Annotated in this window: 17 protein-coding genes and 1 pseudogene; 5 read left to right on the top strand and 13 right to left on the bottom strand. The window is 62.3% G+C overall.

What is annotated here, in order from left to right; all coding sequences use genetic code 11:
- Positions 1–37 precede the first annotated feature (37 nt).
- The 3 genes from CLV89_RS00855 to CLV89_RS00845 are packed head-to-tail and all read right to left on the bottom strand — an operon-like array spanning position 38 to position 2,155.
- Positions 38–565 (bottom strand): hypothetical protein, encoded by a 528-nt coding sequence (locus tag CLV89_RS00855; RefSeq protein WP_106161590.1) that lies wholly within the window; start codon positions 563–565, stop codon positions 38–40.
- Positions 562–1,428 (bottom strand): GNAT family N-acetyltransferase, encoded by an 867-nt coding sequence (locus CLV89_RS00850; RefSeq protein WP_106161589.1) that lies wholly within the window; start codon positions 1,426–1,428, stop codon positions 562–564. The genes CLV89_RS00855 and CLV89_RS00850 overlap by 4 nt, the downstream gene beginning before the upstream one ends.
- Position 1,429: 1 nt before the next feature.
- The gene (locus CLV89_RS00845) at positions 1,430–2,155 is read right to left on the bottom strand and encodes a 16S rRNA (uracil(1498)-N(3))-methyltransferase (protein ID WP_106161587.1); all 726 of its coding nucleotides are present in this window, start codon (positions 2,153–2,155) and stop codon (positions 1,430–1,432) included.
- A 12-nt stretch (positions 2,156–2,167) separates the two neighbouring features.
- Between CLV89_RS00845 and ubiA the strand changes: the two genes are divergently transcribed.
- From ubiA to CLV89_RS00825, 4 genes are all read left to right on the top strand, one after another.
- Positions 2,168–3,130, top strand: coding sequence for a 4-hydroxybenzoate octaprenyltransferase (gene ubiA, locus CLV89_RS00840; protein WP_106161585.1), 963 nt, complete (start codon positions 2,168–2,170; stop codon positions 3,128–3,130).
- A gap of 81 nt (positions 3,131–3,211) precedes the next feature.
- On the top strand, positions 3,212–5,134 hold the full coding sequence (locus CLV89_RS00835) for an OmpA family protein (protein ID WP_106161583.1): 1,923 nt from the start codon (positions 3,212–3,214) through the stop codon (positions 5,132–5,134).
- Positions 5,134–5,454 carry a hypothetical protein gene (locus CLV89_RS00830; RefSeq protein WP_106161581.1) on the top strand — a complete coding sequence of 107 codons (321 nt, stop codon included), beginning with the start codon at positions 5,134–5,136 and terminating at the stop codon, positions 5,452–5,454. Before CLV89_RS00835 ends, CLV89_RS00830 begins: the two co-directional genes overlap by 1 nt.
- Before the next feature lie 29 nt (positions 5,455–5,483).
- Positions 5,484–5,891 carry a nuclear transport factor 2 family protein gene (locus CLV89_RS00825; RefSeq protein WP_106161580.1) on the top strand — a complete coding sequence of 136 codons (408 nt, stop codon included), beginning with the start codon at positions 5,484–5,486 and terminating at the stop codon, positions 5,889–5,891.
- Positions 5,892–6,224: 333 nt separating this feature from the next.
- Here the strand turns inward: CLV89_RS00825 and CLV89_RS00820 are convergent, their stop codons facing one another.
- From CLV89_RS00820 to CLV89_RS00770, 10 genes and pseudogenes are all read right to left on the bottom strand, one after another.
- Positions 6,225–6,671 carry a molybdenum cofactor biosynthesis protein MoaE gene (locus tag CLV89_RS00820; RefSeq protein WP_106161578.1) on the bottom strand — a complete coding sequence of 149 codons (447 nt, stop codon included), beginning with the start codon at positions 6,669–6,671 and terminating at the stop codon, positions 6,225–6,227.
- A gap of 4 nt (positions 6,672–6,675) precedes the next feature.
- Positions 6,676–6,921 carry a molybdopterin converting factor subunit 1 gene (gene moaD / locus CLV89_RS00815; RefSeq protein WP_106161576.1) on the bottom strand — a complete coding sequence of 82 codons (246 nt, stop codon included), beginning with the start codon at positions 6,919–6,921 and terminating at the stop codon, positions 6,676–6,678.
- Positions 6,921–7,592, bottom strand: coding sequence for a CDP-diacylglycerol--glycerol-3-phosphate 3-phosphatidyltransferase (pgsA, locus tag CLV89_RS00810; protein ID WP_106161574.1), 672 nt, complete (start codon positions 7,590–7,592; stop codon positions 6,921–6,923). Before pgsA ends, moaD begins: the two co-directional genes overlap by 1 nt.
- A 134-nt stretch (positions 7,593–7,726) precedes the next feature.
- Positions 7,727–9,607: an excinuclease ABC subunit UvrC gene (gene uvrC, locus CLV89_RS00805; protein ID WP_106162293.1), complete on the bottom strand. Its 1,881-nt coding sequence runs from the start codon at positions 9,605–9,607 to the stop codon at positions 7,727–7,729.
- Between the two features lie 324 nt (positions 9,608–9,931).
- Positions 9,932–10,714 (bottom strand): annotated as a pseudogene (locus CLV89_RS00800) (SDR family oxidoreductase); the annotation flags it as partial.
- A 30-nt stretch (positions 10,715–10,744) separates the two neighbouring features.
- The gene (locus CLV89_RS00795) at positions 10,745–11,689 is read right to left on the bottom strand and encodes a calcium/sodium antiporter (RefSeq protein WP_106161571.1); all 945 of its coding nucleotides are present in this window, start codon (positions 11,687–11,689) and stop codon (positions 10,745–10,747) included.
- Between the two features lie 171 nt (positions 11,690–11,860).
- Positions 11,861–12,658, bottom strand: a complete 798-nt coding sequence (locus CLV89_RS00785; RefSeq protein WP_106161567.1) for a S49 family peptidase — start codon at positions 12,656–12,658, stop codon at positions 11,861–11,863.
- A 265-nt stretch (positions 12,659–12,923) separates the two neighbouring features.
- Positions 12,924–13,685: an ABC transporter permease gene (locus CLV89_RS00780; RefSeq protein ID WP_106161565.1), complete on the bottom strand. Its 762-nt coding sequence runs from the start codon at positions 13,683–13,685 to the stop codon at positions 12,924–12,926.
- Positions 13,682–14,611 (bottom strand): ABC transporter ATP-binding protein, encoded by a 930-nt coding sequence (locus CLV89_RS00775; protein ID WP_106161563.1) that lies wholly within the window; start codon positions 14,609–14,611, stop codon positions 13,682–13,684. Before CLV89_RS00775 ends, CLV89_RS00780 begins: the two co-directional genes overlap by 4 nt.
- Before the next feature lie 181 nt (positions 14,612–14,792).
- The gene (locus tag CLV89_RS00770) at positions 14,793–15,332 is read right to left on the bottom strand and encodes an SRPBCC family protein (RefSeq protein WP_106161561.1); all 540 of its coding nucleotides are present in this window, start codon (positions 15,330–15,332) and stop codon (positions 14,793–14,795) included.
- Between the two features lie 223 nt (positions 15,333–15,555).
- Here CLV89_RS00770 and CLV89_RS00765 point away from each other — a divergent pair, with 223 nt between their 5' ends.
- Positions 15,556–16,653: a CaiB/BaiF CoA transferase family protein gene (locus CLV89_RS00765; protein ID WP_106161560.1), complete on the top strand. Its 1,098-nt coding sequence runs from the start codon at positions 15,556–15,558 to the stop codon at positions 16,651–16,653.
- The last annotated feature ends 120 nt before the right edge of the window (positions 16,654–16,773 follow it).

The raw sequence follows: 16,773 nt of genomic DNA, 5'->3' as shown, positions 1-16,773 counted from the left end.
CCCGAGGTTAAACTGGTGCTGCGAAACGCGCCCGGTGTCAATGCAGGCGGTGCAGGCTGCGCGGCTCCGGTGATCTCTGCCATATCACGACCTGGTGAGGACCTTTGTGATGTAGTTCACTCAGCATGCGTTCTGTTTTCAACCCCGGCAGGCTGGCAAAGACATCAAACAGCGCCTCCGCTCCGGTCGCCGTGACCGGGATTGCCAGCGGCGGCTGACCGGGCTGCTCCAGCACCCAGTGCGAGGGCCGTGCGGTATGATCGAGCCGTAGCGTTTCGATCTCTGAACGGGCGACCGCACCGCCAGTAAGAGGCCCGAAATAGCTGATCTGGCCTTCGGTGACCTGCACCACCCCCGGCCCACCTGAGCCGAGCCGGAAGCGCATCCTCTGCGCACCGACCACGCCGAGAATCACCGCTAGCGCGACACAGGCCCAGCCGGTCATCTGGATAAAACCAACCCCACCAAGCGCCCAGCGCAGCCCCAGCGCCAACAGAGCCAAAGCTCCCAGAAGTTCTCGCCAGCGCCACAATGCAGCGCGCGCCTCCGGTCGGATAAAATTCATGTGCGTCCCTCCACAGAGGCTGCGCGTATCTGCGCAGGCTTGGAAAACAGAACCAATGCAAATGTCCCTGCCGGGCAGAAGCCAACGGCGGTATAGGCACGTGCGGCGGCTGCGCTGGCGGCAAAGAGCACCGCTTGCCTCGCGCCGCGAGCGCGCACCTGCGTCATATGCCGACCGACGACGCGGCGCGCGTAGCCTTTTCCGCGTAACGCCGGCGGCGTGTAAACCCCGCCCACCTGCACCGCCTCGTCAAACGCGGTGTTGTAACCACTCATTGCCACCGGCTGCCCTTCTGCCAGCAGCACCCGGTGGCTGTCATTGGCAATGAAGGTCGCGATATCTTTCGCGGCCTTTTTGCGGGCGGCCTCCGGTGCCATGTTCAGCGCCTCGATCTCATAGGCAGTGCGCCACTCCTCGACCAGGGCGCGCGGCGCATCTCCCAGAGGGATGATGTCTTCCCCGGCGCGGACCTCGACTTGCAGATCCTCCATGTCGAGCACAAAGCCCGGATCATCGCTGTCCAGCTGGCGTGGATGATCCTGCAGGCCATTGGCGGCCAGAAAACCCCGCACCTGCGCGGCATTGCCCAGCACCCCCGTCACGTCGCGCCCGCACAATAGCTGGCCCGCAGCATGCCAATCTTCTGGCGTAGAGCCCGGCGCCATCATCAGGACCGAGCCTGCGTTGGTGATGCCAAACACCCCGTCCCGCCCCTCCCGCGCCCAGAGGGTCAGCCCATTGGGATGGCTCGACGCAAACCCGTGGGTGCGCAGGTTGCCGATCAGGAACATCGACCCTTCGATATGGGCAAACAGCAGTGCCTCGATCCAACCGAGGTCAGAAGGCTCTGCGGCGCGCCACATCTTACCAGTCTCCGAGTTTCTGTTGCCACAGGGTCATCGCGGCCACTGCGGCGGTATCCGCCCGCAGGATGCGCGGGCCGAGACTGACCACATGCGATTGTGCCATTCCGTGCAGGCGCTTGCGTTCTGCGGGCGAGAACCCGCCCTCCGGGCCGATGAGAATCGCCCAGGCCTGACCTTCGCCCTGTGTCACATCCAGAAACAACTGCTGGCCCACCTCGGCCTCGTCACAGAACATCAGCTGACGTTCGGCGGGCCAGTGATCCAGCAGGCCGGAGAGCTTCTGCAGTTCCGCGACCTCAGGTACATAGGTGCCGCCGCATTGCTCCGCGGCCTCCACCGCGTGGGCCTGCAGGCGGTCCTGGCGGATTCGTTCGGAATTGGTGAACTCCGTCCCCACCGGCAAGATTCGCGCAGCCCCCATCTCGGCGGCCTTCTCGACGATGAAATCCGTGCGTGCCTTCTTGATCGGCGCAAAGATCAGCCAGAGGTCGGGCGGCATCTGCAAGGGATTGGACTGTTCCACACAGCTCAGCACGCCGCTGCGCTTGCTCGCCTCGGCCACCTCCGCCTGCCATTCCCCGTCACGCCCGTTGAACAGCGCCACCCGCGCGCCAACGGCCAGCCGCATCACCCCAAAGAGATAATGCGCCTGATCGCGGTCCAGAGGAACCGTTTGCCCTGCCCCTAAGGGGTGATCTACATACAGTCTGACTTTAGCATTCATGAGGTCCTACATATGCAAGGCCAGTCGCCAACACCAGATGGACGTGTCGCGGATGCGGTGAAAGACAATTGGGTCGACATCTATGCCCCAGCGTGGACCCGCCCCTATCTGCGCCTGAGCCGCGCCGACCGCCCCATCGGCACCTGGCTGTTGTTGCTGCCCTGTTGGTGGGGGCTGGCGCTGGCCATGATCGCTGGACAGAATCCGCGCTGGGAGGATTTGTGGATCTTTGTCGGCTGCGGCCTGGGTGCGTGGCTGATGCGCGGTGCGGGTTGTACCTGGAATGACATCACCGACCGCGACATCGATGGCGGGGTGGAGCGCACGCGCTCTCGCCCCATTCCCTCCGGCCAGGTCTCCGTAAAGGGCGCTCTGACTTGGATGGCACTGCAGTGTCTGCTGGCCTTCGGCATACTTTTGACCTTCAATCAGGCCGCCATTGCCATGGGCATCCTCGCGCTGTTCCCGGTGGCGATTTACCCCTTTGCCAAGCGCTTTACCTGGTGGCCGCAGATCTTCCTCGGCCTGGCCTTCAACTGGGGCGCGATGCTGACTTGGGTTGCCCATAGTGGTCGCCTGGAGTGGCCTGCGGTGGTGCTGTATGTGGCGGGCATGGCGTGGACGCTGTTTTATGACACCATTTATGCCCATCAAGACACCGAGGACGACGCGTTGATCGGGGTGAAATCCACCGCGCGGCTGTTTGGGGAGCGCTCTCCGACCTGGCTGCGCCGCTTTATCGTGGCCACCGTCAGCCTGATGGGACTGGCAATCCTCATGGCGGTGCAGCCCGCAGGATCGGTTCTGGCGCTGGCGCTGGCACTTTGTGCCCCGTGGGCGATGGGCTGGCACATGACGTGGCAGTTGCGCGCCTTTGATGCGGAAAACAACGACAGGTTGCTTTCCCTGTTTCGCCTCAACCGTGACACCGGCTTGATTCCGCTCATATTCCTTGGTCTGGCTCTGTTTGCCTGACTGCGCGCTGCCTTCTGATTGATCCCTCGCGGGTGCCCTTGTAAGACCGTTAACATCAAAACTGCCGGAATTCCTTACCTCATGCGCTTATCTTCGCTTCTGCTCTCTACCGCCGCTTTTGCCGGTGCAGCCGGTCTTAGTCTGGTGGTGGCGGGGTTTGCAGCGACCGCACTGGAGGACAATTCGGAAATCGTGGTCCGCCGCACTCTCGACGAGGCCGGACTGTCCTGGGCCGAAGTGGTCGCGGATGGGTTGCGGGTAGAGCTTTCAGGCGTGGCCCCGGACGAGGCCAAGCGATTTACTGCGATTTCGCGTGTGGGTGCCGTGGTCGACGCGACGCGGATCATCGACATGATGGAAATCACCCCATCGAAGGGCATCGCGCCGCCCCGGTTTTCGACCGAAATCCTGCGCAACGATGCAGGCATTTCAATCATCGGCCTGATCCCTGCCGCCAGCAATCACGCCGCGCTGATCAAGCGCCTCAGCGCCATTCGCGGCACGCCGCAGGTCACCGATTTTGTCGAAACAGCCGACCATCCGATGCCCAAAGGCTGGGCCGACGCGATGGCCTATGCATTGAAGGCACTGGCGCTTTTGCCGCGGACCAAGATCTCGGTCGAGGCGGGCGCGGTGCGCATCACCGCCATTGCGGACAGCCCAGAGGCAAAGAAACAGCTGGAAACCGAGCTGAACCGCATGCTGCCACCGAATGTGCATGTCACACTTGATATCGCCGCCCCGCGCCCGGTCATCTCTCCGTTCACCCTGCGCTATGTCCTGGGGCCGCAAGGGGGGCGTTTTGACGCCTGTTCGGCCGAGAGCGAAGACAGCCGTCGCCGCATTCTGAAAGCCGCAAAAGACGCCGAATTGCGGGTGGAGACAGAATGCACCATTGGCCTTGGCGTCCCGTCGGCCAGTTGGTCTCGTGCAGTTGAGGTCGGCCTTTCGGCACTCAAAGAGCTAGGTCAGGGCTCGATCACCTACTCCAACGGCGAGGTGACGCTGGTGGCTGCACAAGGCACGGCGCAAGCAAGGTTCGACCATGTCGTGGGCGAGCTGGAGAATGCATTGCCGCAGGTCTTCGTGCTGCACGCCGTGCTGCCGGAACCCGAGGAACAGACATCCGATGCCACCCCGGAGTTTTCCGCCACCCTCAGCCCGGAAGGACAGGTACAGCTGCGCGGGCGACTGAGCGATGATGCCCAGCGGCGCACCGTTGACAGCTACGCGAAGGCCCGGTTTGGCACCGGCGCAATCCATCTGGCCACCCGCAACGTGCCCGATTTGCCAGCTGCCTGGCCGATCCGCGTGCTGGCCGCACTGGATGCGCTGGCACAGCTGGAACGTGGCGCAGTCACCGTCACACCGGATCTGGTGACCGTGCGCGGCATGACCCATCTGGAAAACGCCAGCGCCGAGATTTCGCGCATGCTGTCGGCCAAGCTGGGCGAGGCCGAGGATTACGAGCTGGACATCACCTATGAGGCGCCTCCCGAGCCAGAAGACCGGTTGATGGCACCCGCCCTCTGCGAGGCCGAACTGGCCGCAATCCAGCGGGCGGACAAGATCGCATTTGAACCGGGCTCTGCCACCGTCGCCGCCGACAGCGCCCGCGTGATCGACAAGATCGCCAAGCTGTTGCAGCAATGTGGCGAAATCCCGTTGGAAATCCAGGGCCACACCGACAGTCAGGGCCGCGAGGAAATGAACCAGAACCTCAGCCAGGCACGGGCGCAATCGGTGCTGAACGCACTGCGCGCCCGGCGCATTCTGACCGGTAGCTTTGTCGCCAAAGGCTATGGCGAAGACACCCCTATCGCCACAAATGACACCGAAGAGGGCCGCGAGGCAAACCGCCGCATCGAGTTCCGCCTGATCGAAAGCGAACTGCCCGAGGCCAGCGGCGACGACGCAGCCCCAGATACGGACGATACGGCGGAGCCTGACGACGCCGAAGCCGATTCCACTGACGCCGGCACCAACGAGGAGACCGACGGATAATGAACAGAACAGAGTTCATCCTCACGACAGCCATCATCCTCTTTGTCGCCTTTGCGATGGGATGGTTTGCCAATTGGCTCATGCATCGCTTTACCCGTGTGCGGCAGAGCGACGTGGCCGATCTGGACCGCATGAGTCAGGAGCTGCACGAGGCGGAAGAGACCCGCGATCAGGCGATCACCTACCTGCAGCAGCGCGAAGCCGAACTGACCAACCAGCTGAGCCAGACCGAAGCCGAGCTGCGCGCCGCCATGGATGGGCTGCGCGAGGCGCGTCACGAGGCGGAAGAGCTGCGCAATCAGCTGCATGGCGCGGGCTGACCCGCGTGGTTGCTCTTCAGGACCCCGATATGCTGCTGCAAGACCTATCCGCCTGTGAGCGGGCGGTCTGGGACGCGCTGGTCCGGGGGGATGCCGATGCTGATGCCGCCCTGCTCTGCAAGAGTTTTCTCGGGGTCTATTCGAGCGGGTTCGCAGATCGAGCCGACCACAGCGCACAGCTACACCACGGCCCCACTGTAGAGACCTACGACCTTACTGAGCTGCAGGCACGGGCACTGGGGGCGGGCCACGGCCTGCTCAGCTATCGCGCGTCGTTTCAGCGGACTGGCCGCCAGAGCCCGGAGGTGATGTTCGTCAGCTCCATCTGGCAACGCCGGGGCGCAGGCTGGATCAACATTTTCAGCCAAGACACCCCCGCACTGCCCGAGACCCACGATGGAATACAGCGCGCTTCCTCAGAGCCGACGCCAATCTAAGCTCAGTATCGGCGCGAATGTGCCATGATGATAGAGCCAGATTTGCTGCGCACCCATAGCTCTTGAATCTGGCCTCGCCCCAGGCGAGAATTGCAGCCGTTCCGCCCCCTCATTGCAGGACCGCAGCACGCGCACGCCCCTTCGGCACAGTCGTTCACCGCCGCGCCGCAGGGGCGGCGCCCGGCCCAACGGGCGCGGCTGCATTTTCAATGCAGTTGCAACGGGCGGGAGCCTCCCCCGTCGGGATCAGGAAGCGACATAAAACTTGGGATAGAAAGTGGCCGGGCTTCACGGCTCATAGCGCCTCTCCACCGGTCGGCCTGCAACGGCTTATTACCAGCGACGGAGCGCGTCCTCGTCGGCATCCTTTGCCGCAACCCAGTCGGCGCTGCCGTCCTGAAGGATTTCCTTCTTCCAGAACGGAGCGCGGGACTTCAGGTAGTCCATCAGATATTCCGCCGCATCAAAGGCCGCGACGCGGTGGCGCGCGGCGGTAGCGACCATCATGATCTGCGCACCGGGCGCAAGCCGCCCGTAGCGGTGGATCACCAGCGCATCCGTCAGATCCCAGCGGCTCATCGCCTCTGTTGCGATCTGTTCCAGCGCCTTTTGCGTCATGCCGGGGTAATGCTCGATTTCCATACACGCCATGGCGCCGCTGTCGGCCTCTCGAACCACGCCAGTAAACGTCACAACGGCCCCGGCGCCCTCCGCCCCGCGGGCAAAGGCCTCGGCTTCGGCACCGAAATCGAAGGGCGCCTCCTGCACAGCGACCCGCATGGCCTCAGCCTCCGGTCATTGGTGGAAAAAAGGCCACCTCACGTACGCCCGCAAGCGGCGCATCAAACTCCGCCAGCTCCTGGTCCAGCGCCACCCGCAGGGCGGAAAGGTCGGCAAAGGCGGCAGCATAGCGCTCTTCGCGCGCCTTCAGTTCCTCGACCAATTCCGCAACGGTTACGGCAGACGTTTCAACCCGCTCTTTCGGCAGTCCGATGCGCTCACGCACCCAGGCGAAATACAGAACCTCCATCAGCGCGTCTCCTTCAGGTGTGGCAGGGCCTTCTTCAGGTAGTCAAAGCCGGTGATCAGCGTCAGCGCAGCGGCAATCCACAACAGCCACAACCCAAGCCGACCGGACCAGACCATGCCCTCGTAATAAAACCGCAGCCCCTGTGTATCTTCGACCGCGCCGGACAGGACATCCTGCACCATCTGGCGATCCATGCCAAAGCCACCCATGCCGAGATGATGTTCAAAGATGCCCTGCGAGAACAAGGTCGCGATGGCAATCATCTGGGCCGTGGTCTTCCACTTCGCAAGCTTGGTCACCTTCAGCGTGCCCGCCGTGTCGCCCAAGAACTCACGCAAGCCCGAGACAAAGACCTCGCGGAACAGGATGACCGTCGCAGGCAGCACCAGCCAGGCCGTCCAATGCGAGGTGGCATAGCCCACCAGGATCATCAACGCGATCACCACCATCGCCTTGTCGGCGATCGGGTCGAGCATCGCCCCCATCTTGGTCTCCTGCTTCCAGCTGCGCGCCAGATAGCCGTCGAACCAATCAGTGACCGCCGCGCTGACAAACAGGATCAAGGCAAACCAATCCGCATGCGGGCGCGAGAAGAACAGGAACATCACTGCCAGTGCTGGCGCCGCCAGCAACCGCAGGACTGTGAGGACATTGGGTAAATTCCAGATCATGAGCGCATACCTACAGGCTGCCGCGCGGGTCGGGAAGGGTCAATTCGTCCCGAACCGCCACTTGGCCCTTCACCTTTTGCCAAATATCTCGGGGAGTTTGAGGGGCAGCGCCCCACAATCCTGAACCGGTCTCATCAGCGGTCCTGAAAATAGTTATAGATGGTTTCCGCCAGCGCCCCCGAGACCCCCTCGACCGCCTTCAGATCCGACAGATTGGCCCGGCTCACTGCCTTGGCACTGCCAAAATGAGTCAAGAGCGCCTTCTTGCGCCGGGCGCCAACGCCAGGGATCTCGTCCAGCGGGTTGGCGGCCATGGATTTGGCCCGTTTGGCGCGGTGCGTGCCAATCGCAAACCGGTGCGCCTCGTCGCGCATCCGCTGGATGAAATAGAGCACCGGATCATTGCGCTGCAGGGCAAAGGCATTCTCGCCGGGGCGGTGGAACTCCTCCTTGCCATGGTCGCGATCCACGCCTTTGGCCACACCGATCATGGGTATGTCCATCACCCCATGCTCCTGCATGATCTCCGCCACCGCCGAAACCTGCCCTGCACCGCCATCGATCAGCAGCAGGTCGGGCCACATGCCCTTGTCGCGGTCCGGGTCTTCCTTCAGCAGGCGTGAGAAGCGGCGGTTCAGAACCTCCTTCATCATGCCGAAGTCATCGCCGGGGACCAGCTCGTCGCCCTTGATGTTGAACTTGCGATAGGCGTTCTTCATCAGCCCCTCGGGCCCCATAACGATCATGCCGCCCACCGCGTTGGTGCCTTGAATGTGAGAGTTGTCGTAGACCTCGATCCGCTGCGGCGGCCCCTCCAGTCCAAAGGCCTCCGCAAGGCCGCGCAGCAGTTTCGCCTGCGTGGCGCTCTCGGCCATGCGACGGGCGAGGCTTTCGCGGGCGTTGCGCACGGCGCTAGAGACCAGCTCGGTCTTTTCGCCCCGCTGCGGCACCACGATCTCCACCTTGCGGTCGGCCTTGTTGCCCAGGGCCTCGCTCATCAGGTCGGTGTTCTCGATGTCGTCGGACAGGATCAACTGCCGCGGCACGTCCTTGTTGTCGTAGAACTGGCCGATGAAGGCCTCCATGACCTCGGCCGGGGACATGTCCGCCGAGACGCGCGGATAGAAGTCCTGATTGCCCCAGTTCTGATTGGCACGAATGAAGAAGACCTGCACGCAGGCTTGCCCGGCCTCCATATGCAGGCCGATCACATCGGCCTCGGCGACGCCGCGCGGGTTGATGCCCTGCGCCGACTGCACCTGTGTCAGCGCCTTGATCCGATCCCGCAGGGCGGCGGCACGCTCGAACTCCATCGCTTCGGAGGCCGCCATCATCTGTTCGCCCAGCTCCTCCTGGATCTTGGTGGAGCGGCCCGACAGGAAGCGTTCGGCATCACGCACGCTTTCGGCGTATTCCTCACGCGAGATCAGCCCGACGCAAGGGCCGGAGCAGCGCTTGATCTGATATTGCAGGCAGGGACGTGAGCGGGCCTCGAACATGCTGTCGGAACAGTTGCGCAGGAGAAACGCCTTCTGCAGCTGGTTGAGCGTTCGATTGACCGCACCGGCGCTGGCGAAGGGTCCGAAATAGCTCCCCTTCTCCTTGCGCGCGCCGCGATGCTTCTTGATCTGCGGATAGTCGTGGGTCTTGCCGACAAGGATATTGGGAAAGCTTTTGTCATCGCGCAGCAGCACGTTGTACTTCGGCTTGAGCTGCTTGATGAGGTTCTGCTCCAGCAGCAGCGCCTCGGTCTCCGTCCGGGTGGTCAGGAACATCATCGTCGCGGTCAGCGAGATCATCTTTTCGATGCGCGGGCTGTGACCGGGACGGGAATAGTTCGACACCCGGGCGCGCAGGTTGCGGGCCTTGCCGACATAAAGAACGCGGCTTTCGCTATCCAGCATCCGATAGACCCCCGGCGAGGAGTCGAGCGTCCGCAGGTAGTCCTGAATTACCCCGTAGCCAGTACGGGGGACCTCGGCAGGGCCGGGCGATTCTGCGCTGGGTTCATCCATGGTATCTGACATATGATTCTGGCGTCACCGCTGCAATCTTCGGGCGTGGATTTCAAGCTGTGATGAATCCACCGTTCCTGTGGATAACTGCTCTGATAACTTTGGGCTTGTTTGGAATTTCCTTTTAGATTTGGCGACTTCGCCGAATTGCCTAAATTTTAAGCGAACCGTCAAGGGGCTGATTTTTTTCAATATTTCCATATGCACCTTGCAAATGATTGAAAGTATTAGAGTTTCTGTAACGCTTGTGTGACGGTCCCACCTCTCGTGCATAAGTTGGGACGACTTCAGCACGATTGCCGCTCTGCACCCCGGAATTTTGAACTATTCCGGCAGCAGCGCATCCGGGGTCTGCCAGGCCAGATGTTGCCCCCCGTCGACACAGATCAATTGGCCGGTAATGGCAGGAGACGTCACCAGATATCGCAGGGCCGCCGCGATATCCGCCTCTCCCGCTCCGCGCTGCAACGGCGTGGCGCCACGCTGCGCAGCGAAGTCCTGCGGCGTCTGACGGGGGCCAGCCAGTGTCGGACCCGGCCCGATGGCATTGACACGGATCCTGGGCGCCAACGCTTGGGCCGCAGTCTGAGTCAGTGTCCAAAGCGCGGATTTCGCAAGTGTGTAGCTCATGAATTGCGGCGTCAGCTTGCGCACGCGCTGATCCACCATGTTGATGGCGACGGCCGCCGACAGCGGCTCTCCGGCTGCATCCCTGAGGTCTGGCAGGTCCTGAGCCGCAAGCGCCTGCAACAGCAGCGCAGGGGCGCGCAGATTGCTCTGCATGTGGCGATCCCAGCTGCTACGGGTCATGCCTGCCAAATCATCGGCTTCAAAGATCGACGCATTGTTCACGAGACATGTGATCGGCCCACCCAACATCTCCGCCGCGCGGGGCAGGAGCATTTCGGTCTGCGCGTCATGCAACAGGTCGGCCTGTAGGGCAACGGCCCGCCGGCCGCGCGCCTCGATCTCAGCGACGACATTCACCGCCGCCTGCTCGGAGGACGCATAGTGCACCGCAACATCGTACCCGTCGTCGGCCAGGGCAAGCGCGATTGCCTTTCCCAGACGTTTCCCTGCGCCAGTCACCAGTGCTCGCATGTCCGTCCCCTTAGTCCGTTTTGCTTTGAACCAGACTTAGAGCAGCAACCACATGTAGACCACATAAAGCGCCGTCAGAACGAAACCCCAGAGGCGCGTGATGTCCTGTCGCAGGAACACAAAGGGGATGATGATCAGCGAGGACGCCAGCATCACCCACAGATCGAACTCCAAGAATGCAGGGTCGACGGAAATTGGCCCGATAAATGTGGTAAGGCCAATAATCGCCAGCAGGTTGAACATATTCGACCCGATCACATTGCCAAGCGCCACATCGGCCTGACGACGCAGGGCCGCCATCACCGTGGTTGCCAACTCCGGCAAGGAGGTGCCAATGGCCACCAGCGTCAGCCCGATCACAGTCTCGCTCAGACCATACATGCGGGCGATGATGGTCGCGTTTTCGACCAGCAGCTCCGCCCCGAGCGGCAGCCCGGCCAGGCCGAGCACGAGATAGATCCCGATGCGCCAGTAGGGCATGTTGGGATCGGCTTCCTCGATGTCCTCGAGGTCGTCCTCGACCCCCGCGGCGCGATGGGCTCGTGCCTCGCGAAAGGCGACAAACAACACCGCAAACAGGGCCAGCAGCAGGATCACACCGGACACCCAGGTAAATGTGCCAAAGAAGGCCAGCGCGATGAACAGCACCGTCGCGGCAATCATGAAGATGTAGTTCTTGCGCGTGTTGCACTCGCTGGTGTGCAGGGCGCGCATCATTGCAGGCAACCCCAGCACCAACAGGATATTCGCGGTGTTCGAGCCCACCACGTTGCCCAGTGCGATGCCATCGGCGTTCTCATGTACCGCCTGCACCGCAATCAGCAGTTCCGGCGCAGATGTGCCAAGAGCAACGATGGTCAGGCTGACGATCAGCGCGGGGATACCAATCCGCAGGCTCAGGTTCACGGCACCACGCACCAGCGCATCACCCGCCAGCAACAGGATTACCAGGCCTAGGGCAGAAAACAGCCAGGGCATCATGTCTTGGGACCTCCTCGTCCACAGTCACAGCCGCTTTTGCCGATCCTGAAACGTCCACAGGACGGGCAGCGGGCTGATTTGAGTTTCTTTTGTCCCGGGAAACGCAAACGTCCGAACATGGCCAGGACGGCCATGGCCACTAGAAACAAGGATACAATCTTGAAAATCACCTCAGAGGCCAAACCGCGCGAACTGCGCGCGTTCCTCGACCGCCCCAAGCGCATCATTGGCCAGCGAAAGGCCAAAGCGGCTCAGGAACGGTTTTTTGACACCATAGCGGCGCAGGCGAACCTTCTTGCCGAAGCGCGCCTCCAGCACGGGGTTCAAGTGACCGATCCCATCGATCAGACCCAGCGCCTCAGCGCGTCGCGCCAGCCAGACTTCGCCGGTAAAGAGCTTTTCCTCACCCGACAGTTTCTGCCCGCGCCGTTCGGTCACGTGGTCGATGAAATTCGTATGGATGTCATTCAGCAGCACCTTCAGGCGCGCCACATCCTCTTCGTTTTCCGGTCGGAATGGGTCGAGCATGCTCTTGCTCTCACCTGCCGTGTGAACCCGTCGCTCCAATCCCTGACGATCCAGGAACACATGCGCGCCAAATCCGGAAGAGATCACTCCGATGGATCCCACGACAGAGCTGGCATCGGCGAATATCTCGTCCGCCGCTGCCGCCAGCCAATAGCCGCCCGACGCCGCCACATCCTCGACAAAAGCGATAACCGGGACGTCGTGCTCTTCGGCCAAACGGCGAATGCGGGCCCCGATCAGCGCGCTTTGCACAGGGCTTCCACCCGGAGAGTTGATCTCAAGTGCCACGGCTTTGGGCTTGCCCTTCTTGAACGCGCGCTCCAGCACCGGCGCCAATGTGGTGTCATTGAGGCTGCCACGGCCGGTCATGCCGATGGCTCCGGAGAGGCGCACAACCGCCACGGTGGGCGGGCGTTTCTTGAAGGGCAATCTGATACTCATGGCGCCGATGTAGAATGCCCACCCCCCGGAAACAAGGTATCGGCACTGAGGAATTCTTGCGATGTTACCTTTGGCGGCATACGGCGGGTAATTATGCAACGTCTGGCGACGCGCCCCGCGTATTTCCGGCTGAGGGCATGACGCCCGTCCTGCGTCCGAACGCAACCGCGCCGCCCCCTCAGCGAGGGGGCGGCGCCGGGCCCAACGGGCGGGGATGCATTTCAATGCTGACGCGCCGGGCGGGAGCCACCCCGCCCGCGTAAGATCACGACCGCAGACGCCAGCCGGTGCGGAAGATCCAGCCGATCACTGCAAGGCACAGGCCAGTGAACAGAGCGATCGCCAAGAGGCTGAAGCCCACGGGCACATCCGATACCCCAAAGAAGGCCCAGCGGAACCCCGAAATCAGATAGACTACCGGGTTGAACAGGGTGATCGTCTGCCACACCGGCGGCAGCATCGAGATCGAATAAAACGAGCCCCCCAGAAAGATCAGCGGCGTGATGATCAACAGCGGCACCAGCTGCAATTGTTCAAAGTTCTTCGCCCAGATCCCGATGATGAACCCCAGCAGCGAAAAACTCACGCAGGTCAGCACCAGGAACAACACCATCGCCAGCGGATGCAGGATGGTGATGTCGACAAATAGATGCGCCGTGGCCAGGATCACCACCCCGATGAACAGCGCCTTGGTGGCCGCCGCCCCCACATAGCCCAACACGATTTCGAGGAAGTTCACCGGCGCCGACAGCAACTCGTAGACTGTGCCGATGAACTTTGGAAAATAGATCCCGAAGGACGCGTTGGAGATGCCTTGGGTGATCACGCTCAGCATGATGAGCCCCGGCACGATGAAGGCCCCGTAGGACACGCCTTCGACGTGATCGATCCGGCTGCCGATGGCGGCACCGAAGACCACGAAATAAAGCGAAGTTGACAGCACTGGCGACAGGAAACTCTGTGCCAACGTGCGGAAGAAGCGCGCCATTTCAAACTTGTAGATTGAGGCAACAGCTGTCCAGTTCATGCGTCTTCTCCCGAAACAAGATCGACAAATATGTCTTCGAGGCTCGACTGTCGCGTCGCCACATCCGACAGCACCAGCCCCGCCGCCGCCACGTCGTTCAACAGCGCAGTGATGCCGGTGCGTTCGGCCGTCACGTCATATGTGTAAACCAGCGACTGCCCATCGGCGCCCAACCTCAAGTCGTGTTCCGCAAGCGCCGCCGGCACTGTGCTGATCGGCTCGGTCAGCATCACCTGCAGCTCCTTCTTGCCCATGCGGGCCATCAGGTCGGATTTCTCCTCCACCAGCAGGATTTCTCCCCCCGCAATGACACCGACGCGGTCGGCCATGGCCTCCGCTTCCTCGATGTAATGGGTGGTGAGAATGATGGTGACGCCGCTCTCGCGCAGCTCTCGCACCACCTCCCACATGTCCTTGCGCAGCTCCACATCAACACCCGCTGTCGGCTCGTCGAGGAACAGAACCCGCGGCTCGTGGCTCAGCGCCTTGGCGATCAAGACCCGGCGCTTCATACCGCCGGAGAGTTCCTTGATCTGACTGCTGCGCTTGTCCCAGAGCGACAGTTTCTTGAGGATGTCCTCGATCAGCGCCTCATTTTTTGGCTTGCCGAACAGGCCGCGCGAAAACCTGACGGTGTTCAACACGGTCTCAAAGGGCTCAAGATTGATTTCCTGCGGCACCAGACCGATCATGGCGCGCGCCGCGCGATACTCCGTCTCGATGCAGTGCCCCCCAACCGTCACACTGCCGGAGGTCGCCGTGGTGATGCCACAAATGGTTGAAATCAAAGTGGTTTTGCCAGCGCCGTTGGGACCAAGGAGCGCAAGAATTTCGCCTTCCTCGATCTCGAGGTTCACGCCTTTCAGCGCCTCGAACCCACCTGCGTAGGACTTTCGCAGATCGGAAATGGACAGGATGGTGCTCATGCGGCCTCCGGTTCGGATAGTGCGCGTATAGGGACAGATGACGGGTGAACAAAACAGTTCACGCATTATGTTAGTGGTAACGGCGCAAGGGTAGCGGGACCACCCCCAATCCCCGCGCAGGCCCATGTGCATGGGTGCAGTCTTGAACTCACCCGCAGCAATTCCCTGCAGTCGCCGCAGGTTATCCGTCGTCGCTGGACTTTTTGCCCGTGAGCGATTTGAACCAGCCCTGCTTTTCGGCACCCGCGTCAGCGCCCTCCTCATCCGCAGCCTCGGCTGTCTCGGGGGCCAGTGTGTCCTGCAGGTTGGTAAAGAACTGATCCGCCATCTTTTTGGCAAACCCGTCGATGATCCGACTGCCAAGCTGCGCCAGCTTGCCGCCCACCTTTGCATCCACATCATAGGAAAGAAGCGTCCCGGTCTCACTCGGCGTCAGCGTGACCACAGCGCCCCCCTTGGCAAAACCAGCCGCACCGCCCTTGCCCTCACCGGTGATGGTGAGTTTTTCGTTCTCAACCATGTCCGACAGCGTCACCTTGCCCGTGAACGTCGCCTTTACGGGCCCAACCTTCTGGGTCACCTTGGCCTCGTATCCCTCCTCGGGCGAGCCGGTCACGTCTTGCGCGCCCGGCACACAGGCCTGCAACACGTCCGCGGTCAGAAGAGCCGCGTACACACGGGCGGGATCCGCCGCAATTTCCTTCTGATCACTCATCTGCATGGCGCATCTCCCTCTGTCTCACTCTGGGTTGTTCACACCTAGCCCCATTTGGCAGCAACTGCCAAGGACCATGGAGGGCATCCGCGACTAAGCGCGGACATCGCGCTGCCGCAGCAGACGCAGTAACGCCGCGTCAACGAGACCAGGCGCGATTGACAGACCGGCCCTCAAATTGCGCGAATGGACGGCGTCCTTACCCCCAGGCTCCATAAGGAGAACAGCCATGCTCGACGGTATCCGCATCATTGAAATCGAGGCGCTGGGACCGGCGCCCTTTGCGGCCATGATGCTCGCCGATCTGGGCGCGGAGGTGATCTGCATCCACCGCAAGGGCGGCGATGTGGCCCCCGGGATGCCGGAGCATTCGCTGCTGGATCGCGGCAAATCCTCCATTGAGCTGGACCTCAAGGACGCCGATGATGCCCGCACCGCCCGCGCGTTGATCGCCACCGCCGATGGGCTGATCGAAGGCTTCCGCCCCGGCGTGATGGAACGGCTCGGCCTTGGGCCGGAGGAGATGCAGGCGCTGAACCCGCGCCTGGTCTATGGCCGCATGACAGGCTGGGGGCAGGAGAGTGCGCGGTCTGCACAGGCGGGCCATGATCTCAATTACATCGCGCTGTCGGGCGCGCTCTGGTCCGCCTCAGCGCCGGGCGATGTGCCCCTGACGCCGCCCACACTGGTGGGCGATATCGGGGGCGGCGCGCTCTACCTTGTCGCCGGGATGCTGGCCGGTCTCCTGCGCGCCGCGCGTACCGGCGTGGGCGCCGAGGTCGACGCGGCGATCTACGATGGCTCTGCGCATATGATGAACCTGCTGATGGCGATCCGTCAGGCGGGCGGTTTTGGCGACAGGCGCGGCGAGAACCTGCTCGACGGCCCACATTGGAGCCGCACCTACGCCTGCCGCGGCGGCGGGCACATTTCGGTGCAGTGTCTGGAGCCGAAGTTCTACGCAATCTTCCTCGACAGGATGGGCCTTTCGCAGGACACGGATTTTGCCCAACAGTTCGCAAGACCTCTCTGGCCCGAACTGACCGCCCGCCTTGCGGGGCGCTTTGCTGAACACCCGCGCGATCACTGGACGGCGCTTTTTGAAGGTTCGGATGCCTGTGTCGCACCGGTGCTGTCCCCATCAGAGGCTGCGCTAGACCCGATGAATGACCGCAACACCTGGATCAGCCAAGGCGGTCATCTGCAGGCTGCCCCGGCACCACGTTTTGACAGGAAAACCTCCACGCCCGGGCCGGTGCCCGCCCGTGATCAGAATCGCGCCGAGATCCTCGAAGATCTCGCCCAGCGTTTTCCGTCGTATGATTGAGGCATCGTGGCGCAACCGCTCGGGGGGAGTTTGAGGGGGCATCGCCCCGTCGAACTCCCCCAAACATCTGCGCGCGGGCCGACAGGCCCGCGCTCCGCTGGATTACGCCAAATGGGTTGC

Source organism: Tritonibacter scottomollicae (assembly GCF_003003215.1).
GTDB classification, from domain to species: domain Bacteria; phylum Pseudomonadota; class Alphaproteobacteria; order Rhodobacterales; family Rhodobacteraceae; genus Epibacterium; species Epibacterium scottomollicae.
The sequence above is the reverse complement of the archived record's forward strand: the minus strand, read 5'-3'. Positions and strand labels throughout refer to the sequence as shown.